Source organism: Fervidobacterium sp. 2310opik-2 (genome assembly GCF_011057735.1).
GTDB classification, from domain to species: Bacteria; Thermotogota; Thermotogae; order Thermotogales; family Fervidobacteriaceae; genus Fervidobacterium; species Fervidobacterium nodosum.
In genome coordinates this window covers 23,752-45,838 of the sequence record NZ_LNGG01000006.1, presented here as the reverse complement: position 1 = coordinate 45,838, position 22,087 = coordinate 23,752, and the positions used below count along the sequence as shown (strand labels likewise).

Below are 22,087 nucleotides of genomic sequence, written 5' to 3'. Positions count from 1 at the left end.
AAAAGTGAATTGGTATGGTATAATCATTCGATGATAATTGTAAAATTTAAATATTTTTGGGGAGGCTAAGAACTATGAAAAAAAGTTTACTTGCTTGTCTTGTGATACTTTTAGTTGTTAGTGTATTTGCGTACAAAGTGCGTGTTGGTGATACTATAGCCATTGAAGTTTTTAACCAACCATCGTTGAGTAAAGAAATTTTAGTTGCTAACGATGGAACCATTAGTTATCCGTTCGCTGGAAATATTAAAGTGGCGGGTAAAACTGTTGACGAAATTAGGCAAATTATAGAAACAAATCTGAAAAAAATTCTAAGGGATCCTATAATTACAGTTTACGTGGTTAAATATTCACCTATGAATGTTTATGTTCAAGGAGCTTTGAATAAAGTTGTAGATATTTCTTTAACACCAAATGTGACACTTTCTAGGTTGTTTTCATATCTCGATACCCAAATTAATTCAACAAAAAGTTCTGAAAAAACTGTAGATCTTAGAAGTATAATTGATTTTAAAAATATTGTTGTTATAAGAAACGGTAAGACAATGAAATTTGACATGCTGTCTTATTTTTATGATGGTAAACTTTCAGACGATATAGTCTTGGAAGAGAATGATATAGTTTATCTTCCACCTTTAAAGTATGATTTATCTATCCAAGTTATAGGGGCTTACACATTATTGACGTCTTATGAACCAGGAATGACTTTAAAACATCTCCTCTTAAAGATTGGAGTAATTGATAAAACAATAGCTAAAATAGAGTCTTCAGTGCTTACAGTAGATGGCAAGTCACAGACGGTTAATCTTGAGGATGTAATTGCTGGAAAAGTTGATTATAAGCTTTCTGCTGGGGCTTCGCTATACATACCTAAGAGGCAAGAGCGTTTTGTATATGTCCTTGGTTTAGTTCAATCAGTAGGCATTCAGACATTTTCTGTGGAAGAGGATATGAACCTTGCGCTTGCGCTTGCGAAAGCTGGAGGAATATCAAAAGAAAACGAAAAATGGGTGGAGAAGATAAGGATAACCTCCCCAAACGGTAAAGTAGAAGATTATCCACCAGCCATACTTTCCAATGCTTATTTAGTTAAATTGGAAATAGGAAGTATAGTTGAGGTTATAAAATATCCAGAATTTAAAGTGTACATTAAAGGAGATATTTCTACTGGAGTTATTGTTTCTGAACCAAATGAATCTAAAACATTATCTACTGGATTTATTACATTTGAACCAGATGAACCAAAAACGCTTGAGCATTTACTTACAAAAATTGGAGGAATTAAGACATCAGAATATAAATGGATAGAATCAGTGAAAGTAAATAATAAAGTGGTCAATATATCAAAAGCTAGTGAGATTATATTAAATAACAACGATGTGATCGAAATAAAGAAATATCCAGAGTTTAAGGTGTATACTACAGGGGATTTTGCAACAGGAGTTATTACATTTGAACCGGATGAACTAAAAACACTTGAGCATTTATTTACAAAGATTGGTGGAATAAAGACATCTGAGTACAAATGGATCGAATCTGTAAAAGTGAACAACAATCTAGTTAATATATCAAAAGCTAGTGAGATTATATTAAATAACAACGATGTGGTCGAAATAAAGAAATATCCGGAGTTTAAGGTTTACTTGACTGGAGATTTTAAAACAGGAATTATCACATTTGAACCAGATGAACCAAAAACGCTGAGTGGACTTCTTACAAAAATAGGTGGAATACAAACTGATCAAATTAAGTGGATTCAATCTATAAAGATTAACGATAAAGAAGTTAACATTAATAATATTGATAAGTACATGCTTTCGAATAATGATGTAGTTAATATTAAAAAATATCCAGAATTTTATGTGTATGTTCAAGGTCTTGCAAATGTAAAAGGTAAAGTTTACTTTGAACCACAAGAAGCGAAAACCTTAAAACTTCTTATTGCAAAAGTTGGTTTACCAAGCGAAGATGTTGAAAACGAAGGGAAAGCTATAATAAATAATAATCAAGAATTGAATTTGAAAGACGTGATTTACAACAATAAAGATTATGAGCTTTCTCTGGGTGACGTTATTCAAATTGTTTACGAGCCATTTATTGTGAATACAATAGGTACAAATGCTGGGGTTATTCAACTATCTTACAAAGAGCCTCGGACACTTGCGTATTTGGTTAAAAAGCTTGGAATTTCCCAACCTGAGAGTATAGATAGTATCACGTTGATACGTAATGGTAAAGAAATAAATTATTCTGTAAACGAAATAATATATGAGAAAGTCAACGTGCCACTTGAAAAATACGATACAGTTGTTGTAAAGCGTGCTGAAAATAACGCAGTTTATCTTACAGGAGATGTCTCAGCTTACGTTACATTCGACTATAATGAGCCAATAACAATACAAAAAGTACTTGCAAAAGTTGGTTTGAGCGATTTGAGAAGAATTGACAAGATAACTTTAGGAGACAAAGAAATAGATTTGAAAGAAAATACAATTATTGATAAAGGTTCAATATTAAACGTTTCTTTGAAAAGACCGTTGTTTGTAACGGCGATGGGGTATATCAAAACAACGGGAAGAGTACAATTCGATTATTATGAAACTCCCGATTTGAAAACGCTCTTTGCTAAACTTGGCGGGCTTGTGATTGGACCTGAACTTTATTACACATCCGATAAAGTTGTTGTAATGCGTGATGGGAAAGTATTAGCACAATACGATGCTGAAAAAATTTACAAAGGAATTGAAAATGCAATGCTTGAGGATGGAGATTTTGTCTATGTAACTACCAAAGAACCGAATTATGTTTATGTATTCGGTAAAGGAGTGCAAAACGGTCTTGTTAAATTTAATGCGAGCGAAGAGTTTGATCTGAGAACACTCATTAGTAAAATCGGAGGTATAAAGGAAGGTATAAGCAATAAGATAAATATAATAGTAAACGGTGAGATAAAAACAATTCAATGGACAGAGTTAACGAATATTCAATTAGAAAATGGTGCAATACTGACATTCGATGTGGATAGAGAAAATTATATCTATCTAATAACAGCTGACGGCAAACCAAATATGATATACTCGGATAAAGCCATAACACTTTATGAATTACTTACAAAATTTGGTGTAAATAAGAATTATAGAAAATTGGAATTGCTAAGTGGTACAGAAAAAAGTACCATCGAACTTAAAGATATATCTCAGGCAAGAAGTTACAACATAAAACCAGGAGATGTTGTAAGAATTTTGGATACTCCAGAAAATTTTGCATATGTATTGGGTGAAGTCAACAAACCTGGTATAATACAACTTACCGAAAACACAACGGTATTGCAGGCGATAATTCAGGCAGGATACTTTGCTCAAAAAGCAGCACCAGCGAGTATATGGCTTTACAAAGGTGGAGTGAATGGGAAACCTGTTAAAGTTAACTTGAGCGCAGCTATTTCAGGTGGCACACTAACGGACAATCCGATAGTTGAACCTGGTGATGTGATATACGTCCCATCAGACATATTCAAGAGCGCGCTTGAATGGATACCAATTATAAATAATCTTATAACTTTCTATAACAACGTTAGTGGATTATTTAAATAATAAACAAATGAAATTGGAGGTATGCAGCTATGAATTTTGAAGAACTTGAAAAGAAAAACGAAGAGCTAAGCTTAAAAGACATATTTATTATATTTAAAAGAAGGTATAAATTAGGTGTTCTTATATTCTTAATTACAATTTTATTGACAGCTGTTTATGTATTTTTCATAGCTAAACCAGAGTACGAAATTTCAGCACTTATTAAGGTTTCATCAAGTAGTACTCCCCAACTAAGTGAGACCGCTGCTTTAATTCTTGGAACATCTAATCCGCAGACTGCTGATGAGCCAATTATAATAAAAAGCAGGTCTGTTCTTCTCGGTGTTATAAAAGAACAAAATTTGGTGGAGTATTTTAAAAGTAAAGTTAAAGATCCAAAGAAAGCCGAGAAAATAACTGAAAATAATGTCTCTGAAATACTTGAAAAGAAAATACAAGTGAACAATGAGAAAAATTCGTCACTATTAAGAGTATCGTTTACTTACACAGATAAAGAATTAGCTTACAAAGTGTTGAATTCACTTATTAGTAATTATTTGAAATTTTCTGCTCAGTTAAATAAAGATGAGAAATCGTACACAAAAGAAATTTTAGAAAAGAAAATTCCTCAATTGGAAGAGGAAATAAAACAAATAAGCGAAAAAATTCAAAAATTCAAAGAGGAAAAATCACTTGCTCCTACAGTTGAAGCAGAAGAATTGAGTAAAGGTTTAATAAAGTTGTATCAAACCTTATCAGATATGGAGGCGAAGGTATCATCTTACGAAAAAACAGTTAAATTGATAGAAAGTCAGATAAAACAAACAAAAGGTATAATTTCTGAGTCTTTATATACTCCAGATAGTAAAGTTATATCAGAGCTTCGTGCGAAACTAATAAATTTAAATGTTGAACTCTCAGGTTTGTTGCAAACTTACAATGAATCTGCTCCTGAAGTTAAAGAAGTGAAAGAAAAGATTAGGAAAACAGAGGAAGCACTTGAGAAAGAAATAAGAAATAAATTATCAAGCAAAATTGATAGTAGCGATCCTGTACTTTCAGAACTCTATTCTAACTTGGCACAGGCACAATTACAATACGAAGTATCTAAAGTACAATACGAAGCTATTAAGAAGCAAATTGAAAATGTTGAAGCAAACTTAAAAAAGTTTCCATCGTATGAACAGGAGTACATAACACTACAGAGAGATTATACAATTAAACAACAATTGTATTCTCAATTAGTACTTCAATATGAGCAATCTAAGCTTTCCGAGGCGGGATTGACAGCTAAAATTCCAATTATAGTTGAAGAACCAACTATACCGGAAAAACCTTCTAAACCAAATAAGAAACTTACTCTTGCAATAGGTGGTGTTCTTGGAATTTTTTTTGGTATAATTGGTGTTTTCTTTAGAGAAGCAACTGATAAAATAATAAGAGATGAAGAAGATATTAAAAGATTGTTAGGGATACAGCCTGTGATATTTACTCAAAATGAAATTACAACGCTTTTGAATGTTAATAATTCGAATTCAAAATCATTAAAAGAACTCACTGTAAAACTTTTTGATGAAAAAGAACCTAAGGTTATTGGTCTTACAAATGTTTCTGATTTGGAAATATTTTTGTCAACAAAATTTGCAGATTATATCTCAAAGATAATGTCAACAGTTTTAATAACAAAAGATAAGAAAGAAAATATATCACATTATTCAATGAATGAAAGTTTAAGTATAATTAGTGAACCTGCTTTAAAAGGTGTTTTAGTGGGCAAAACAGAAGAAGAATTTTCAAGAAATTTAAACAGTCTCAAGAAAGAATATGAATTTGTGGTTGTTGAATTACCCAATTACGATGATCCGAATATCTATACTGCAGCAAAACACGTAGATAAAATTGTTGTTTTAACAATCAAGGATAACACTAAAAAATATGAATTAATGGATTTAATTATGAAATTTGGAAAAATGGAAAAAGATTTAGTAATTGTTTTGGTAAAGTAAAACATAACCTTATAAAAAAGGCTTCGGTATTTTACCGAAGCCTTGTTTTTTATTTAAACTTTGATTAATTTTATTCATAATTCATTTCTATATACCTATTAGATGCATTCCATAACATATACTCATTTATTCCTAGATCTTTTAGTGCTTTAATTTGTTTTCTAATTTCACTTTCTCCGTAAGTTATATGTCCTTTAACCCACGTAGCTGTAAAAGCTTGAATCCAGGGGCGTATCTTTGCAGGAGACGGAAGGTATCTATTTCTAATTACACCACCTAACACAGAATTATATACAGTTTCATACGGATATGCGTCTGGAACTGGTAATTTGAAAGAACCATTCGCGTAATGGCTTGGATAAACCATTGGACAAATATAATCTACAACGTTCGATATAAGTTCCCATTGTTGGCCTATTCCAAGGTCATCAACAACATTTGGAACAAGTCCAAATATGTCTGCGGCTAGTGGTATATTGTAGCTTGAAAGCTCAATTTTTGATTTAAGCAAGAATTTATATATAGCTTCGAACATTGTTTCATTTCTTTGATTTCTCAAATCTACCTTGTTGCGAAGTTCCTTTGATATTTCCGGGAATCTAACGTAATCATATTGTATCTCGTCAAAACCTATTTCTGCTGCCTCTTTTGCCACTTCTATATTGTAATTCCATAACTCTCTATCGTAAGCTGAAGCCCATGGAATTTTGTAAATACCAGTGTATAATTCTCCTGTATCTTTATATATAATTGCCTTGTCTTTATGAGTACGAGCATAAGTAGGGTCTTTGAAACACACGATACGGGCTATCAAATAAATTCCCTCTGCCTTTAGTGTATTTATTATTTCTTTTAATTCTTCTTTTGAATATACGGCGAAATTGTTTGCTGCGGGTGCATGTTTATTCGCAGCTTCGGATTTAAATAACAACTGACCATCGTCACCTTTAACGTCAATTACAAAGGCATTAATATTATTTCTTTTCGCAAATCTTAAGTACTTTTCAAGTAAATTAGACTTTGTGGTTGCTGTAGAGTATGAAATGTAAATACCGCGCACATTTTTTACTCTACCATGTATTTTTTTAATAGGTTCAAACACTATATTGCTAGATGATGGTTTTATATAGCTTGAAATGTTTGTTATAAAAATACTTTTTACCCATCCTTGCTTTTCGGAAGATTCATCATCTGAATATACAATACGATTGTATGTTGTATCAGTAGCGTTATATTTTTCAAGTACTTTTACGAAAGTTCCGTAACGAATTTTAGCTATCTCTTTTTTAGATTCTGGTGAATCAAATAAACTAACATTTCCAGCGTTTATAAATCCCAATTGATTAAGTGATGATATTGTCAAATTATTGTTTTTTTCTGAATATGATAAAATCTTATTAGTTTTTTCTTGTTCTTCTAATTTTGGTTCCTCATTTTTATTCAGATTATTTTCTTCAACATTTGTAACTTTCGTATCCTCTTTACTGTTCAAATTAACAATATTTGCGTTGTTTAAATTTGTTGAAGGTGATGATTCCTCTGAAAGCTCAATTTTTATTAGATTATTATTTTTATTGTCGTTTTTGATAAAAGTATTTGTAGCCTCTGTGTTAGTATTATTAGCATCATCAATAGGATCGGCTAATTGTTCAATTATTGTTGTAGTTGCTATTTTTATTTCTTCTTCGAATTTGTTTTCTTTTTTATTTAGAGTTATATTTTCTTTTGATTCTTGATTTTTATTTTCGTTTATCTGCGCTTTCTTGGCAAAAGCTTTTTCCGAAAGAATATTGATTGCTATATATGAAAACAGAAGAGCAATTGTTACAAGAGAAGTTACAAAGAGGATTATTGCAGTTTTTGCTATTTTTTCGGCATTTATTCTCTTCATGGTCAACTTTCCTTTCTTGCTAAGTTGGTAATTTCTATTGACGATTTTGTACCACTTTTTTTCCTGTTTTTCTTGGTTGGTCTTTTTGAACAAAATAAAAAATTCCCCCTTTAAATTTATTAAACTACGCCAAGAGATTATAACATAATTATTTATTGAATGGAAGATATTTTGATGTTTGAAATTCAAAAAAGAAAAAATAGTTGACTTTTTTCATACAGGGGTGTATAATAAATCAACCGCCAAGATTACGGCGGAAAGAAACAAAGAAACTTAGATTTTAGGAGGCGTTTTACATGAAAGGTACAGTTAAGTGGTTTGATGCAAAGAAAGGTTACGGTTTTATCACGAAAGAAGACGGCGAGGACATTTTTGTTCACTACAGCGCTATTCAAGCAGAAGGTTACAAAACACTTAAAGAGGGCGACAAGGTAGAATTTGAAGTTCAAAATGGTCAAAAAGGTCCTCAAGCAGCCAATGTTAAAGTTATAAAGTAAGCCTTGGTCGATAATAATTCAGCCCCCATTATGGGGGCTTTATTTTATTACTATTCTTTTGTTTAGTTATTCGCTTTTAGTCTCTGTAGTTGTTTTTTTGCTATCAGTTATATAGAACCCGCTTCCTTTAAAGACTATTCCTACCCTACTTATTGCTTTTGACATAGAATGTCCACATTTGGTACATGTTATATTTGGCGAGTCGTTTATACCATGAAGGTGTACTTCTTCGTTCCCACATTTTTGACACACATATCTGTACATTGGCATATATACACACCTCCTTAATTTCTCCAAGTTTAATCATTTCTTCTATCAAATTATAACAACAAGTGCTTATATTTTCAAGATTATTCTTAGTTAAATATTGTTTAAAATAAAAAAAATAGTGAAACAAATTATAAAACCTAAAATCTCACAATATGGTTGTTTGGTTCTTTCCGTTAGTTTTTGAAACATAAAGTGCGTCGTCTGCTCTCTTTAAAAAGTTTTCAATTGTATCTTCTGGTTTTAATTGTGTTACGCCAAGACTTATTGTAACTGTGTACGGTTTTGATTTAAATTCTTCCTGAACTTTATTTCTGATTCTTTCTGCTATCGAATATGCAGCATTTATATCTGCTTCTGGAAGAAGAATCAATATTTCTTCTCCACCCATTCGGATTGGGAAGTCGCTTAATCTTATGTTTTTTAGAATAATTTCTCCTATTTTCTTTAATACTTCATCTCCTTCAGCATGTCCGTAAGTATCATTTATCTTTTTGAAATTATCAGCATCTATTGAAATTGCAGATAGAGGTATCTTGTCAGCTTTGCTTGAAACGTATAACCTTTCAATTTGAGAATTGAACACATAACGTGTTAAAAGTCCTGTTAGAGTGTCTTTTTCCAAAAGCTTTCTAACTTCTTCATTTAGCATTCGCAAACTTGCGTTTTTACTTTCAAGTTCTTTAAGATAAATATTAATTTGTTCTTTCTGCTCCAAGTAATGTTTTATAGCTCGTGATAATTCACCAATTTCATCTTTTTGGTAAACGTATCTTTCTATAACATCAGGTGTATTGTTTTGGATTGCGTATTCGATTTTTTGAAGAGGTGTCACAACTGTGTCTGTTACAAAATATGCTGACATATAAAGTAAGAAAATAAATAGGAGTATAAACATAATTGTAAATATAGATAGATTTATAAAAGTCACTTTGAAAGCTTCTGATGGTTTTTGAGCTACAATGTATCCTATGATTTTATTCTGTGAGTTTTTCAATGGTTTTGAGTAAGTCAAAGTTATTCCGAATGGTTTTAAAGTTTTTTTTGGATCAGTTTCAAAAGTAATTTTTGATGCTGTTAATCTTTCCAACTCTAATAGTCTTTCAATGTTTATGAACCTTCCTAAAAGTATTGTACCAATTCTTCGTTTTTGTGTTTCACTATCTTTTTTTAATATAGGATATGCGTAATACTCAAATGGGAATAGTAAACTTTCTGAAAGTTCATATGAGTGAACAAAATCATTATTTTTCTGAAAATTCAGAGTTAATAAGAAGCTATGTAGAATTTTGTTTTCACAGTTTATATAAACCGATTTTTCATTTGAGTAAATAGCTACGAAATCTACATCTTGACTTAAGATAAGAGATTTAAATATATTATCTAGCTGTTTTTGGTCATTTTCCATTGTTATAAAACTAATTATTTTTTCATTCTTAGAATACTCTTCTGCTAAAATTTCAAGTTTTTCTGAATTTAGTTGAATTATAGAATCGATGGTAGAAGAGTAAAAGTGATTATCAATTTCGACACTTCTTTTCAAATTTCTCAAAGCAACGAAACTAAACAAAATCAGGACGAAAAAGAATATAATCAAAGAACTAGTAAAGATTCTTTTAATTCTTTGGTTTATAAGTATTCTTTCTTCTTTCATCTGATTTTTCCCCCTGAATAATCTTCGAAGATGAATTTCTACATTAGAAATTATATCATTTGACTTGACAACTTACAAAGTTTATTTTAAAATATCAAGCGAAGTGTTGAAAGATTATAATTCTAAACAAACTTTAGAATCACAGCTAATTAAAGTTCCGGCGTAGCTCAACCGGCAGAGCGGGTGGCTGTTAACCACTAGGTTGGGGGTTCGAGTCCCTCCGCCGGAGCCAATAAGTAAATGAAAATGGAGTGCTTGGCACTCCATTTATTTTTCAACATGTGTTCTTTTAAGAACTAAAAGTTTTTTGAGTTTTTCCCCTTCTATTTTTCTTAATTCTCCTTCATTTGGGACAAGGGAAATAGAAATTGGACCGTGAGATATTCTTTTTAATTCTAACACTTTATGACCTATGGAACTAAAGAGTCTTTTTATCTCGTGCTTTTTTCCTTTTATTAGTTCTACTTTTATAATTGAATATTCAGAACTTTTCTCAATTATTTTAAAATGTTCTAACTTTAAGAATTCTCCTTTATCATATATACCTTTTTTCAATTTTACTAATTCCTCAACGCTAACAACACTTTTGACTTTAACAATGTATTCTTTTTTTACTCTATATTTTGCGTTTGTGAGAATGTCTATTAATTCGCCATCGTTTGTTAGGATTAACACACCAGTTGCATCTTTATCAAGTCTTCCTGCGGGTTTCAAAGGTGTTTTAATATGTTTAATAAGTTCTCCTATAGTCTTTTTTTGCTTTGGGTCGAATAGAGTCGTCACGTAATCTTTTGGTTTATGGAGAACATAATACTCAAATTGATTTGGTTTTAAAATTTTTCCGTCTACCAAAACATTATCATCCTCGTTTACTTCAAACCAGGGTTCATCTACAGTTTTACCGTTCACGATCACTCTTTTTGATGTTATGTATTCATCAGCTTTTCTTCTTGCAAAACCACACAACTGTAAGTACTTTTGTAGTTTAATATTCTCATCTCCTTTCAATGATATTTTATCATGAAAAAATACTGAAAGTGTTGAAAAAATATATTTAGAATTCAAAATTAATTTGAAAGTTTTATAGCAAGGAGGAAGAATATGATTAGAAAACTTGCAAAAGATTTCTTATTTTGGATGCTATTTTTAATGTATTTGATAAGTTACAATATTTACTCAAAATTTGGTATCTATGTATTTAAAATTATCGGTCTTTTATCTATAGGAGGTCTTGTTGGATACATTACGAATGTGCTTGCAATCTGGATGCTATTTAATCCAAAAAGGAAAATTTTAGGATTTCAGGGAGTGATACCTAAAAAGAGAGATGAAATCGCAGAAAGTGCTTCAAAGATAATTGAAGATGAATTTATAAATCCAAAATCATTAAGAGAGTTTATAGAAAAAAACAAAGAAGATTTTGTGAATTCGATAATTGCTTTTTTAAATTCTAAGAATATTGTTATTCCACCAATAAAAAGTCTAACGAATAATATGAATTTAGAAAAGGAAATTACAGATTTTGTACTTGATAAAATTAACGAAGAGAAATTATGGAATCTGATAAAAGAAAGAAAACTTTCAGATACAAATATTAATCTTTCAGAAATTATCATCAACAATATTGACAATTTTTTAGATGATTCACTAAAAGAAAAAATTAAAAATTTACTGCTTTCTAAAGTAAAAATTCTTTTCATTCCAGTTGGTTCACTTTTTGAACCGTTAATGGATAGATTCTTTGACGAATTAAAAAACGATATTCAACGAAGAGGAGAAATTTACAATAACCTAAAACAAATGATTGAGCAAAACTTATACAACAAAAAAATTCAAGAAATTATTACATTTGATCAATTTGAAGAAATTGTACAAAAAGTTAAACTTGGTGTTTTCAATATCACTTCAGAAAAGCTTAAGGAATTGTTGGAAAAAGAAATTAACATAAAAAGTTTGTTTAGTTATTTTGGCTTAGACATAAATAAAACTTTGATTTATCTTATCGAAAAATACGAAAATCAGATAATTGATTCATTCGAGAAGTTCTTTGAAAAGATATCTTTCAAAGAGATAATAAGAGAGAAAATACAAAGTTACACATTAGAAGAGATGGAAGAAGTTACATTAAAACTTGCAAAAAGAGAATTGAGATACGTAGAAATATTTGGAATACCTTTAGGAATGCTTATCAGCATTTTCCAGATAATTTTTTAAGGTTTGAAACTAAATATAACGAGTATTGACATTTTCTCGTGTTGTGATATATTCTATATCGATATATAAGTTCTGAATATGTTTTAAATAAATATGTTCTTGACAAAAAAGAAAAATATGTTATAATAAATAATGGATTCAGCAAGTTCCGGCGTAGCTCAACCGGCAGAGCGGGTGGCTGTTAACCACTAGGTTGGGGGTTCGAGTCCCTCCGCCGGAGCCAATAGAATAAAAAATAAAAGAGCGGTTTTCAAACCGCTCTTTTTGTTTATATAACTAATTATATCATACTTCCTTCACTGAACATGGAAATATCCTCGCCCGTAAGTTTTTCTGAGAGTTTTCTTAAGTGTTCTTTTTCTTCTTTTATGATTTCTTCAACAGGTTTTGGATCTGGAACGATTAACCTTAGTTCGTTATAGTAAATGATAGAATCTTTCTCAACCTCGATAGCTTTTCTAATTGCTGCAACAAGAGTTTCCGGCATTTGCTCATTTTCGATTTCTGGGAATATGAAAGCTTTAGCATAGGTTTCCGCATATCCTGAAACTTCTTCATTTTGCCATGTTGCAAAATTAGAATCGTTTTCGTATTTTTTCATGATTTCTTCAAACCTTTTTGCATGGTCTCTTTCTTGGTTAGCTAATTCTTGAAACAATGTTTTTAAATCTCCCGAAGCTTTTTCAGCGAGCTTTGAGTAATAAGAGTAACCTGTGCTTTCAACCTTTACAGCTATTGAGAGTAATTCCTTACCTGTCATGTTTGCACCTCCTCAAAATATGGATGATGTGAAAAATTACACATAATACGAATACATAATTTATTATATCATATTCTAATATATTTTTTCCAATTTTTCATTTGAATATGTGGTTTATCAGGAAAATTTTTCCAACGACCACCCCATTCAAGACCAAGTTTTTCAGCAATTTTTCCACATTTTTCCCATATCTCTTTGTTATTCCAGACAACTTTTCCGTTTATTATAGGAACAAAATCAAATGCCAATCCATAACAATGTGGGGAATCTTTTAGGTAAGTGACTATTTTGTTTTCTGATTGGGTTATTGGTTTCAATTTTGCTCTCTTTCGTGCTTCGTTGACAACTTCTAAAGGTGCTCTCCCCTGGAGATAGAGTGCATACTGCTCTTCTTTCGTTCGTAGAGTATTGTATATTTTTACCTGGATGCCTTGTCTTTGACATTCCGAAAGAAATTTGTAAACTAATTTTTTAAATGATGTTTCAAGTTTTTCTAAATTGTTTTCCATGTTATCACCCCTGTAATAATATATCTACAGTATTTGTGTGATATAATAAAATAAAATTCTATTTTTCTTATTTAATCCTACACTGGGGAGGGAATTTTGATGGAACATTACGGTTGGTTAAGCTTATTACCGCCAGTATTAACAGTAGTACTTGCTCTTTTAACGAAAGAAGTTGTATTCTCACTTTTTACTGGTGTTTTTGTTGGTTATCTCATAGTTAACAACTGGAATCCTATAACAGCTCTTATTGGTGCAACAGATGGTATTGCAAATTCCTTAAACGATAGTTGGAATATAAGAATAGTTTTGTTCTGTGCCTTGCTTGGTGCATTTGTTGGTTTGATGCAAGCAACAGGTGCGGCAAATGCTTTTGGACGTTGGATGGCTTCAAAAGTTAAGAGTAGAGTTGGAACGCTTATCATTACGTGGTTATTTGGTATTTTTATATTTATCGATGATTATTTCAATTCACTTACTATTGGTACAGTTATGAGACCTGTGACTGATGAACAAAAAATTTCACGTGCGAAACTTGCGTATATCCTTGATTCAACAGCGGCACCTGTGAGTGTTCTCGCACCAATTTCAAGTTGGGTTGTTACAATTATGAGTATTATTAAAAGTTCTGATGGCTTTAGCAAACTTGGCGTCAGTGAATTTACATTTTTCATTATGCTTATACCAATTAATCTCTATGCGATTTTAGCGATATTAATGGTTCTACAGACAACTTTGAGAAAAGATTTTGGACCAATGTATCTGAGTGAGGAAAGAGCAATTAAAGGGTTAGGTTTATATAATGAGAAGTATGGACAACCAACTGGAGAGATTAAAGAAGGAATCGTTGTTAAAGAAAGAGCAAAGGCGATAGATATGATTCTTCCTATTTTAGTTTTAGTTGGTCTTGCGGTGATTTTCTTCCCTATAACAACATATCTTGGCGCAATTGATGGAGAGAATATTCATAACTTTAAAGAGGCTGTTCAATCGATGACTTTAAAAGATGCATTTAACAACACAGATGCGTCAAAAGCTCTATTTTATGCATCTCTTTTCACAATTGTCTTTTCTTCCATTTACTTTATGATTAGAGGGCTTTTGACTATTCAAAAAGTTGGAGAATCTATTATAGTTGGTGTAAAATCTATGGTTCCTGCATTGGTTATTCTTACACTTGCTTGGACAATTGGTGGTGTTATTAAGACACCTGCAACGGAAGGTGGATTGGGTCTTTCAAAATTCCTTGCAGAAGTTGTTACTAAGGGTGGTTTCCCAATATGGGCTTTGCCTGTTACCGTATTTCTTATATCAGCTGCTATTTCTTTCTCTACAGGTACAAGTTGGGGGACGTTCTCTATAATGATTCCAATTACGTTCCCAATTGCTATAGCGTTGGCTGAAAAAACAGGGGCAAGCCTTATGAACACTGCATTAGTCTCAATAGGTGCAGCAATAGGTGGGGCAATATTTGGTGACCATTGTTCTCCAATTTCTGATACAACAATTCTCTCTTCAACGGGAGCTTCTTGCCCACACCTTGAACATGTGGCAACACAAATTCCTTACGCTGTATTTGTAATGCTTGTTTCTGCTGTTGGATATCTCGTCGCTGGTATTTTTGATAACGTCATAGCTGGCCTTATTTCAGCTCTCGTAGTATTCTTTATAGCTTACGAGATAGTTTCTAGATATTGGAAACCAAAGGAAATAAAATAAATGAAATTTTATTATAATGTAAAAAAGCCTCGGAAATTCCGAGGCTTTTTTACATTTATATATCGTCTTGAACATCTAAATAATAGTCTATTATTTCATCTGGAGAGAAAAATATTGAAGATTCTCTAATAAAATTATCTGTAGAATCACTTGCATGTATAAGATTTTTTGTTATTGTTAATGCGAATTCTCCCCTTATAGAACCCGCTTCTGCTTTTAATGGGTCAGTGGCTCCAACAATGTGCCTTACAAGCTCAAGACATCTCGGCGCTTCAAGTATAACGGCAACTATAGGCCCATTGAGCATAAATTCTAATAATTCATCGTAAAATTGTTTTCCTTTATGTGGTTCGTAAAGTTTTTCCGCTTGCTCGCGGGTCATTTTTAAAAATTTTAAACCTACGATTTTTATCCCTCTTTGTTCAAATCTTTTCAATATTTCCCCTACAAGTCCACGTCTAACAGCATTAGGTTTAAGAATTATAAAAGTTCTTTCCAAGATACCACCTCCAGATATTTGTAGTTTGTTGAGAGAGCGCTAAGTACCTCGCCCATCTCATCTTTCGGATACCTTGTCATAACAAATGTCTTATCTGATTTTGTTTCTGAATCTATGAAGTTTACATATTTTGCAAGCATAACATCACCAAGTTCTTCCGGAAAAACAAGCTCTCCACATTTTTCATTTTTTGGAACTTCTGGTCCACCAATTAATTGGTTGAGATTAAATTGGTATTTTTTGGAAAATAAAGACAACATAGCGGCTTGTATGCCGAAAACAACTTTTGGATGATTTGGAAAATGTTTTTCAAGAATTTTCGAGATGAGAAATACATCCTCGGCTTTTGAATGTTCAATAATAGTTCTGTATTCTTCGATTACTCCCATAAAAATTTTGTAGTTTTCTCCCTTTCTTCTTATAGGTAAAATTGCCCCTGTACCGCTTATGTTATTTTCTTCAACTTTAACAACAATGTATTCGTAATTCTCAATTCTTTCGATATTGTAGAAAAATTTCATCAGAACTCTCCTCCACCTAATAGTTTTAAATAAACCTCTGAGGCAAACGTAGGATCAATCTCGTTAATTTTTGAGAGTATCTCGCGTTGAGTTTCTGAGTCTATTGTTTTTAATATGTCAACAATTTCATCAACTGTGATTGAGTGTTCTCTAATTTTTTTATAAATATCATCATATTTATTCGTACTTGCAGTTTGTTCATTCTGAGTTATACCTTGATTCTGATTTTCAGATAGTTGGTTTTCCAAATTTGTTGTTGTGTCTAGTGTTGTAGTTGGATTTAAGACCTGTTCTGCTGAATTATCCTGTTTTTTTACAGCTTCCCGAACGGCTTTGTTAATTGGTAGTGATAGCTGAATGGTTCCTATTTCTGTATTTTCAACTATTTTACGCCATATTGGCGCAACGTCTCCTCCACCGGTAAGGTTTTTACCATCCTTTGCTAACAAGAAAATATATCTTCCATCTCCACCAACGAACCAAGCGTTCTTTTCAGCTGTACCGGTCTTTCCATATATTTTTCTCCCTGGTATGTTTGCAGATCTACCTGTTCCCATTGTTACGACTTTTTCCATTAGCTGAAGAGTTAAAATAGACGCTTCAACTGGTGTACGTTCTTCAAAACCTTTAGGAGGTTTAACTACATTGAGTATTTCCGGCGTGTAAGAGTAATAATTTATCCCGTCTTTATCTCTCACGAATTCAATTAACTTTGGTCTTAAAACCACGCCTCCGTTGAATATAACTTCAAAACCTTTTGCAACATCTACGAGTGATGTTTCGATAGTCCCAAGAGATATAGTTGCGTCATTAGGATAGTAACCGTCAATCATTAAAGTATTTTTTAGAAAATTCTTGACATTGTTTTGACCTAGTTGCATAAATAGATTTACAGAAGGAACGTTTCGAGAATATATAAGTGCGTTTTCAAGAGTTACAACGTTCCAGAATTGCTTATCGAAGTTTTGAGGATTCCACAGTCCTATGGTAATTGGTTTATCTTCCAAAATATCGTTCTTATTCCATCCACCCATAAAAGCAAGATAATAATAAAGTGGCTTTATAACCGAACCAATCTGTCTTCTACCAGAAAGTATTCCAAGGCCGTAAGCTGCTCTGATTTTTCCTGTTGTATGTTCAATTATGAGCCCTGCCATGTTGGATTTGTCTAAATTTTTTTCAAGTAGTTTTTGTAGTCTCCAATCAATAGTTGTTCTAACTCTAAAACCGTTTCTTAGACTTCCAAGATCGAAATTTAATTCTTTTAACTCGAGTACAACCATCCAAAATAATTCTTCATCAAATGTGTTTTTAAATGTACCAACGTATCGAATACTTTCTTTTCCTATCTTGTTCGAAGAACTATTGTATTCTTCTTCGGAAATGACACCAGCATTAAACATTTTTTTAAGAACGATCTTAGTGAATTCTTCGTTCAATTTTGGTTTTGTTGGATTCGCATTTTCAGGAGATCTAAGCGTAGCTACGAGCATTGCTACTTCAAGGGGATTAAGTTCGTTAAGTGTTTTACCAAAGTAGTATTTAGCTGCCGCAGGAAATCCGTAAATGCCATTTCCAAGGTAAACTGAATTGATATACATTTCCAATATTTCTTCTTTAGAATAGTTTTGCTCTAACCAAAATGCGATAAGAGCTTCCTTTATTTTCCTTTTCCACGTTCTTTCTGTTGAAAGATAAATTGTTCTTGCAAGTTGTTGAGTTATAGTACTTCCACCTTGTATTTCGTCGGTTGTAAGTATAACGAAGAATGAACGAATTATACCTTTTATATCTACTCCACTATGCAAGTAAAACCTCTTATCTTCAGAAGCTATTATAGAGTCTTTCAAGAGAGCTGGAATATCAGCAAAATCAATCCAAATAGTCTTTGGGGTGTATAAAGGTGTACCGTCTGCGTATTCCACAATCAAACTTGCCGGAATTTTGTTAACGGGTTTTTCTAAATTTTTTGTGTAACTTGTATATATGTTTGCCAAGAAAACAAAAACTAATATTCCTACAGTTATGGTAGTTACCAAAAAGACCAATAATTTTTTCAAAGTGATCCCTCCAAAGTTAAGAAGTATTTTTTCCATTTAATACCGTCTATATTATGTTCTTTTCCAGAATATCCACCGATACCTTTACTTCCAACAACTCTATGACACGGAATATACAATGGAAGAGGATTAGATGCCATAGCATATCCCACAACACGTGGATTAGTATTGCATGCTTTTGCAAGCTCTGAGTACGTTACTATTCTACCATAACTTACATTTTCTCTCAAATAATTCCATATTTTTGTAAATATGGGGCCACTTGAATATTTGACCGAAAAATCTAAAATTTTTCTTTCTCCATTTAAATATTCTCTAATTTGAATTGTAAATATATTTTCATCGCTTTCAGGAATAAACTCTTCTGTGAAACTTATTTGCTCACAAATCCCTGAATTAGTATAGACAAGAATACTACCGATTTCACAACTAATAGAAAAAAATTCGTATTTATCCATGAATATACCTCCTTCAAGTTGGTTGATTAAATTTTAGAAATAAGTTAAAATATTAAATATAACACATTTGAGAGGTGTTGATATGAGTTTTGAACTTGAAAACTACTTAAAGAATGTTACCATAAAAGAGTCAAAAAATGAACGGGAAAGTTGGGATGACTATTTTAAAAGACTTGCAAAAGTTATCGCTGAGCGCTCTACATGCGTTCATAGAAAAGTTGGAGCATTGATTGTCAAAGATAAAAGAATTCTCGCAACGGGTTACAACCAACCACCTTCTGGATTTCCGCATTGCGATGAAATAGGCTGCATAAGGGATGATTTAAATATTCCATCTGGAAAAAATCAAGAGATTTGTTATGGCCTACATGCCGAACAAAATGCACTTATACAGGCAGCGAAATTTGGTATCTCTACAGATGGAGCAACCATATACGTTACTCATAAACCGTGTTCTGTATGCGCAAGATTGATAATTAACGCTGGCATAAAAAAAGTTGTTTATATAGAAGGATATCCAGATCCACTTACGGATTTTTTCTTTAAAACATGTGGAATAGAATTAGTTGGAGGTGATCAAATTGAAAAGGGATAAATTAGCTCAGTATCTTAGGAGTGACAGATGGCCGACTGTTTGGTGTCCAGGATGTGGCAATGGAATTATCTTAAAGAGCTTTATAGACGCATTTGATCAAACGGGAATGAAAACAGAGGAAACAGCTGTAATATCCGGTATTGGTTGTTCGTCTAGGTCAACAGGATATTTAGATTTTAATACTATGCATACACTACATGGTAGAGCTATAGCCTTTGCAACAGGGGTTTCCCTTGCAAAGCCAGATTTTAAAGTTGTAGTTATGGGTGGAGATGGAGATATTACGGCGATAGGTGGTAATCATTTCATTCATGCTTGTAGGAGAAATATAAATTTAACGATAATAATTTACAATAATATGATATATGGTATGACGGGTGGGCAACATTCGCCAACCACACCTGGCGGAAAAATCGCAGGTACCATGCCTTTTGGAAATGTTGAAGAGCAGTTTGATATTGTGAAACTTGCCCTTACCGCTGGTGCAACTTACGTTGCAAGGTCAACAGTTTATCACTATCCACTTACTGTAAAATACATAAAAGAAGCTCTTTTACACAAGGGCGTTTCGGTAGTTGAAGTTATGAGTAACTGTCATACTTACTACGGTAGATATAACGGTTTAAGAGAACCATGGCAAATGATGGATTTCTTCAAAGAAAACATCATTATGAAGGAAAAAGCAGAAAAGATGTCAGAGGAAGAATTGAAAGGAAAGATAGTAATAGGGGTATTTAGAAAAGATGAATCGAAACCAGACTTTTACACTAGATATAGGATGACGTATGCAAGGAGTGATAAAAAATGATTAGACCTTTTTCGATAAGAATCGCAGGCATAGGTGGACAGGGTAATTTACTTGCAGGATATATACTTTCAGAAGCTTTCGTTTTGATGGAAAAGTACGTTATTCAAACGCAAAATTACAGTGAGCAAGTACGTGGGGGCCCAAGTTATTGTGATGTATTAGTTTCAGATGAACAAATTCTTTACCCAAAAGCTGTACTGTTTGACTCTTTGATAATAATGCACCCTTCAATGGTAAGCCATGGTAAATATGTTGCAACTAATGGTATAATAATATACGATAGTACAAATATTCAAAATTTACCAAATGAGATAAAAAGAATAACACGAAGGATAATAGAGATACCAGCAAGTAAACTTGCAATTGAAAAATACGGAAACGCTATGGTTTCAAATATGATTTTGCTTGGAGCATTTGTTAAAAGTACTGGTCTTGTTGATTTTGAAACACTTTTTGAAGCTGTAAGAGAGGAAGTTAATCCGAAGTATTTTGAGATGAATGTGGAGGCGATAAAACTTGGCGCATCTCTCACCGACAAAATTTTCAAACCAAGACTTGAAAGAAAACGAAAGAGAACAATTGGGTTCGAATAATTTAGCACATTCATTTTCCCATGCTATTGAAGGTATAGTTGAATCTATAATATATGAAAGGAATCTCAGAATTCACTTTTTTATAGGTCTTTTAGTTCTTGCAATTACTTTCTTTCTTCCGGTTGAAAAAGAAGATTTGTTATGGATAATATTTGCAGTATTTTTTGTAATTTGGTCTGAGTTGGTAAATACTATAATTGAGAATTTAATGAACCTTTACAGTAGAGAATTTCATCCAGTTATAAAAATAATAAAAGATGTCAGTGCAGGAGTTGTCCTATGGGCAGCTATATTTTCGGTCGCAGTTGGTATTATAGTGATTGGTGGTTTGATTTTCAACTGGAGTTTGGAAGTTGGGAAAATTTTTGCTATAATATCACTAGCTGTGTTTCCTGTACTTAGTATAAAGGTGGTGAGAAATTGGAAAACACGAAAATCAAAGTGATGATAGTTGATGACTCGCCTTTTATGAGGATGATATTAAAGGACTTGTTAGATCAACAATCTGACATTCAAGTTGTTGCAGTTGCAAAAGATGGGATGGAGGCAGTAGAATTAGCCTTAAAATATAAACCTGATGTTATTACCATGGATGTTGAAATGCCAAAATTAAATGGTATAGAGGCTTTGAAAGAAATAATGAAGAGATCACCTACAAGGGTGATAATGGTAAGCAGTCTTACGGAAGAAGGAGCAGAAATAACACTTTTAGCTTTGGAGCTTGGTGCAGTTGATTTTGTAACAAAGCCTTCTGGAAGTGTTTCAATGGACTTTAGAAAGATTGGACCAGAATTGGTGGAAAAAATTCGTTCTGCGATGAAAATAGATTTGTCACACATATTACTTAAGAAGAAACCAGTTGCTGGATTAAAGTTGAAATCTATGGTTTCAAGTAAGATAGTAGTAATTGGCTCGTCCACAGGTGGACCGCGTTCGCTTGATTTGGTTATTCCGCCTTTGCCAAAAGAATTTCCTGCACCGATACTAATTGTTCAGCATATGCCACCTGGTTTTACAAAGTCGTTAGCGCAAAGATTGGATAGAATATCTAATCTTTCCGTGAAAGAAGCTGAAGAAGGCGATGAGATTAAACCTGGTTGGGTGTACATAGCGCCTGGAGATTACCATATGGGGATTAAACATCAAGATAGAAAAAGTATAATCTATCTTGACAAAAGAACCGAAAAGATAAATAATGTCAGGCCTTCTGTTGATTATACACTTGATAAAGTGGCTGAAATTTACAAGGAGAAAACAGTCGCTGTTATTCTTACCGGAATGGGACGAGATGGGGCTAAGGGAGCTTTTAAGGTAAAGTTTTTCAAAGGGAATGTTATAGCGGAAAGTCAAGAAACATGTGTTGTGTACGGTATGCCAAAAGCCGTAGTTGATGAAGGATATGCCGACTTCGTTCTTCCAGCTGATAAAATTCCAGAAAAACTTGTTGAAATTGTATGATTATTGATT

20 protein-coding genes and 2 tRNA genes are annotated in these 22,087 nt (G+C 32.5%); 12 read left to right on the top strand and 10 right to left on the bottom strand.

What is annotated here, in order from left to right; all coding sequences use genetic code 11:
- The first annotated feature begins 74 nt into the window (after positions 1 to 74).
- Both AS161_RS03410 and AS161_RS03405 read left to right on the top strand, forming a co-directional pair.
- Entirely contained in the window at positions 75 to 3,593 is a 3,519-nt protein-coding gene (locus tag AS161_RS03410; RefSeq protein ID WP_164541792.1) for a polysaccharide biosynthesis/export family protein, read from the top strand.
- 29 nt (positions 3,594 to 3,622) lie between these two features.
- Positions 3,623 to 5,578, top strand: a complete 1,956-nt coding sequence (locus AS161_RS03405) for a GumC family protein (RefSeq protein WP_164541791.1) — start codon at positions 3,623 to 3,625, stop codon at positions 5,576 to 5,578.
- 70 nt (positions 5,579 to 5,648) lie between these two features.
- Here AS161_RS03405 and AS161_RS03400 read toward each other — a convergent pair whose 3' ends face one another.
- Positions 5,649 to 7,562, bottom strand: a complete 1,914-nt coding sequence (locus AS161_RS03400) for a putative glycoside hydrolase (RefSeq protein ID WP_164541790.1) — start codon at positions 7,560 to 7,562, stop codon at positions 5,649 to 5,651.
- Between the two features lie 203 nt (positions 7,563 to 7,765).
- Between AS161_RS03400 and AS161_RS03395 the strand changes: the two genes are divergently transcribed.
- On the top strand, positions 7,766 to 7,966 hold the full coding sequence (locus AS161_RS03395; RefSeq protein WP_011993223.1) for a cold-shock protein: 201 nt from the start codon (positions 7,766 to 7,768) through the stop codon (positions 7,964 to 7,966).
- Positions 7,967 to 8,032: 66 nt separating this feature from the next.
- Here AS161_RS03395 and AS161_RS03390 read toward each other — a convergent pair whose 3' ends face one another.
- Both AS161_RS03390 and AS161_RS03385 read right to left on the bottom strand, forming a co-directional pair.
- Positions 8,033 to 8,236: an FmdB family zinc ribbon protein gene (locus AS161_RS03390; protein WP_011993224.1), complete on the bottom strand. Its 204-nt coding sequence runs from the start codon at positions 8,234 to 8,236 to the stop codon at positions 8,033 to 8,035.
- 145 nt (positions 8,237 to 8,381) lie between these two features.
- Positions 8,382 to 9,887, bottom strand: a complete 1,506-nt coding sequence (locus AS161_RS03385; protein WP_164541789.1) for a diguanylate cyclase — start codon at positions 9,885 to 9,887, stop codon at positions 8,382 to 8,384.
- 156 nt (positions 9,888 to 10,043) lie between these two features.
- Between AS161_RS03385 and AS161_RS03380 the strand changes: the two genes are divergently transcribed.
- Positions 10,044 to 10,119: transfer RNA gene (locus tag AS161_RS03380), tRNA-Asn, on the top strand.
- A gap of 35 nt (positions 10,120 to 10,154) precedes the next feature.
- Here the strand turns inward: AS161_RS03380 and AS161_RS03375 are convergent.
- Positions 10,155 to 10,895, bottom strand: a complete 741-nt coding sequence (locus tag AS161_RS03375) for a pseudouridine synthase (protein WP_241241324.1) — start codon at positions 10,893 to 10,895, stop codon at positions 10,155 to 10,157.
- A 93-nt stretch (positions 10,896 to 10,988) separates the two neighbouring features.
- Between AS161_RS03375 and AS161_RS03370 the strand changes: the two genes are divergently transcribed.
- Together AS161_RS03370 and AS161_RS03365 are read left to right on the top strand one after the other, a co-directional pair.
- On the top strand, positions 10,989 to 12,101 hold the full coding sequence (locus AS161_RS03370; RefSeq protein WP_164541787.1) for a DUF445 family protein: 1,113 nt from the start codon (positions 10,989 to 10,991) through the stop codon (positions 12,099 to 12,101).
- Between the two features lie 147 nt (positions 12,102 to 12,248).
- A tRNA-Asn gene (locus tag AS161_RS03365) sits at positions 12,249 to 12,324 on the top strand.
- A 57-nt stretch (positions 12,325 to 12,381) separates the two neighbouring features.
- Here the strand turns inward: AS161_RS03365 and AS161_RS03360 are convergent.
- Positions 12,382 to 12,861 (bottom strand): ferritin family protein, encoded by a 480-nt coding sequence (locus AS161_RS03360; protein ID WP_164541786.1) that lies wholly within the window; start codon positions 12,859 to 12,861, stop codon positions 12,382 to 12,384.
- A 68-nt stretch (positions 12,862 to 12,929) separates the two neighbouring features.
- Positions 12,930 to 13,370 (bottom strand): M15 family metallopeptidase, encoded by a 441-nt coding sequence (locus AS161_RS03355; protein WP_164541785.1) that lies wholly within the window; start codon positions 13,368 to 13,370, stop codon positions 12,930 to 12,932.
- Between the two features lie 99 nt (positions 13,371 to 13,469).
- On the opposite strand from AS161_RS03355, the gene AS161_RS03350 reads away from it, so the two are divergent.
- Positions 13,470 to 15,086 carry a Na+/H+ antiporter NhaC family protein gene (locus AS161_RS03350; RefSeq protein WP_164541784.1) on the top strand — a complete coding sequence of 539 codons (1,617 nt, stop codon included), beginning with the start codon at positions 13,470 to 13,472 and terminating at the stop codon, positions 15,084 to 15,086.
- A 55-nt stretch (positions 15,087 to 15,141) separates the two neighbouring features.
- Here the strand turns inward: AS161_RS03350 and ndk are convergent, their stop codons facing one another.
- From ndk to AS161_RS03330, 4 genes are read right to left on the bottom strand one after another with little or no spacing between them, the layout of a single operon-like run.
- Complete coding sequence (ndk, locus tag AS161_RS03345; RefSeq protein WP_164541783.1) at positions 15,142 to 15,585, bottom strand: nucleoside-diphosphate kinase; 444 nt, start codon at positions 15,583 to 15,585, stop codon at positions 15,142 to 15,144.
- The gene (locus AS161_RS03340; RefSeq protein WP_164541782.1) at positions 15,567 to 16,106 is read right to left on the bottom strand and encodes a hypothetical protein; all 540 of its coding nucleotides are present in this window, start codon (positions 16,104 to 16,106) and stop codon (positions 15,567 to 15,569) included. The genes ndk and AS161_RS03340 overlap by 19 nt, the downstream gene beginning before the upstream one ends.
- Positions 16,106 to 18,166, bottom strand: coding sequence for a transglycosylase domain-containing protein (locus tag AS161_RS03335; RefSeq protein ID WP_164541781.1), 2,061 nt, complete (start codon positions 18,164 to 18,166; stop codon positions 16,106 to 16,108). The genes AS161_RS03340 and AS161_RS03335 overlap by 1 nt, the downstream gene beginning before the upstream one ends.
- Positions 18,163 to 18,624, bottom strand: coding sequence for a methylated-DNA--[protein]-cysteine S-methyltransferase (locus AS161_RS03330; RefSeq protein WP_164541780.1), 462 nt, complete (start codon positions 18,622 to 18,624; stop codon positions 18,163 to 18,165). Before AS161_RS03330 ends, AS161_RS03335 begins: the two co-directional genes overlap by 4 nt.
- A gap of 82 nt (positions 18,625 to 18,706) precedes the next feature.
- Between AS161_RS03330 and AS161_RS03325 the strand changes: the two genes are divergently transcribed.
- From AS161_RS03325 to AS161_RS03305, 5 genes are read left to right on the top strand one after another with little or no spacing between them, the layout of a single operon-like run.
- Positions 18,707 to 19,219 carry a dCMP deaminase family protein gene (locus AS161_RS03325; RefSeq protein ID WP_164541779.1) on the top strand — a complete coding sequence of 171 codons (513 nt, stop codon included), beginning with the start codon at positions 18,707 to 18,709 and terminating at the stop codon, positions 19,217 to 19,219.
- Positions 19,206 to 20,027, top strand: a complete 822-nt coding sequence (locus AS161_RS03320) for a 2-oxoacid:ferredoxin oxidoreductase subunit beta (RefSeq protein WP_164541778.1) — start codon at positions 19,206 to 19,208, stop codon at positions 20,025 to 20,027. The genes AS161_RS03325 and AS161_RS03320 overlap by 14 nt, the downstream gene beginning before the upstream one ends.
- On the top strand, positions 20,024 to 20,620 hold the full coding sequence (locus AS161_RS03315) for a 2-oxoacid:acceptor oxidoreductase family protein (RefSeq protein ID WP_164541777.1): 597 nt from the start codon (positions 20,024 to 20,026) through the stop codon (positions 20,618 to 20,620). Before AS161_RS03320 ends, AS161_RS03315 begins: the two co-directional genes overlap by 4 nt.
- Positions 20,544 to 21,065, top strand: coding sequence for a diacylglycerol kinase family protein (locus AS161_RS03310; RefSeq protein WP_241241323.1), 522 nt, complete (start codon positions 20,544 to 20,546; stop codon positions 21,063 to 21,065). Before AS161_RS03315 ends, AS161_RS03310 begins: the two co-directional genes overlap by 77 nt.
- Positions 21,041 to 22,078, top strand: a complete 1,038-nt coding sequence (locus tag AS161_RS03305; RefSeq protein WP_164541776.1) for a chemotaxis response regulator protein-glutamate methylesterase — start codon at positions 21,041 to 21,043, stop codon at positions 22,076 to 22,078. Before AS161_RS03310 ends, AS161_RS03305 begins: the two co-directional genes overlap by 25 nt.
- Positions 22,079 to 22,087: the final 9 nt, after the last annotated feature.

Bases quoted from the DNA above. Each gene is read 5' to 3' on its own strand.
- AS161_RS03390 (WP_011993224.1), bottom strand. From the start codon at position 8,236: ATGCCAATGTACAGATATGTGTGTCAAAAATGTGGGAACGAAGAAGTA.
- AS161_RS03330 (WP_164541780.1), bottom strand. From the start codon at position 18,624: ATGGATAAATACGAATTTTTTTCTATTAGTTGTGAAATCGGTAGTATT.
- AS161_RS03395 (WP_011993223.1), top strand. From the start codon at position 7,766: ATGAAAGGTACAGTTAAGTGGTTTGATGCAAAGAAAGGTTACGGTTTT.
- AS161_RS03340 (WP_164541782.1), bottom strand. From the start codon at position 16,106: ATGAAATTTTTCTACAATATCGAAAGAATTGAGAATTACGAATACATT.
- AS161_RS03350 (WP_164541784.1), top strand. From the start codon at position 13,470: ATGGAACATTACGGTTGGTTAAGCTTATTACCGCCAGTATTAACAGTA.
- AS161_RS03385 (WP_164541789.1), bottom strand. From the start codon at position 9,887: ATGAAAGAAGAAAGAATACTTATAAACCAAAGAATTAAAAGAATCTTT.
- AS161_RS03315 (WP_164541777.1), top strand. From the start codon at position 20,024: ATGATTAGACCTTTTTCGATAAGAATCGCAGGCATAGGTGGACAGGGT.
- AS161_RS03405 (WP_164541791.1), top strand. From the start codon at position 3,623: ATGAATTTTGAAGAACTTGAAAAGAAAAACGAAGAGCTAAGCTTAAAA.
- AS161_RS03360 (WP_164541786.1), bottom strand. From the start codon at position 12,861: ATGACAGGTAAGGAATTACTCTCAATAGCTGTAAAGGTTGAAAGCACA.
- AS161_RS03370 (WP_164541787.1), top strand. From the start codon at position 10,989: ATGATTAGAAAACTTGCAAAAGATTTCTTATTTTGGATGCTATTTTTA.
- AS161_RS03355 (WP_164541785.1), bottom strand. From the start codon at position 13,370: ATGGAAAACAATTTAGAAAAACTTGAAACATCATTTAAAAAATTAGTT.
- AS161_RS03410 (WP_164541792.1), top strand. From the start codon at position 75: ATGAAAAAAAGTTTACTTGCTTGTCTTGTGATACTTTTAGTTGTTAGT.
- AS161_RS03325 (WP_164541779.1), top strand. From the start codon at position 18,707: ATGAGTTTTGAACTTGAAAACTACTTAAAGAATGTTACCATAAAAGAG.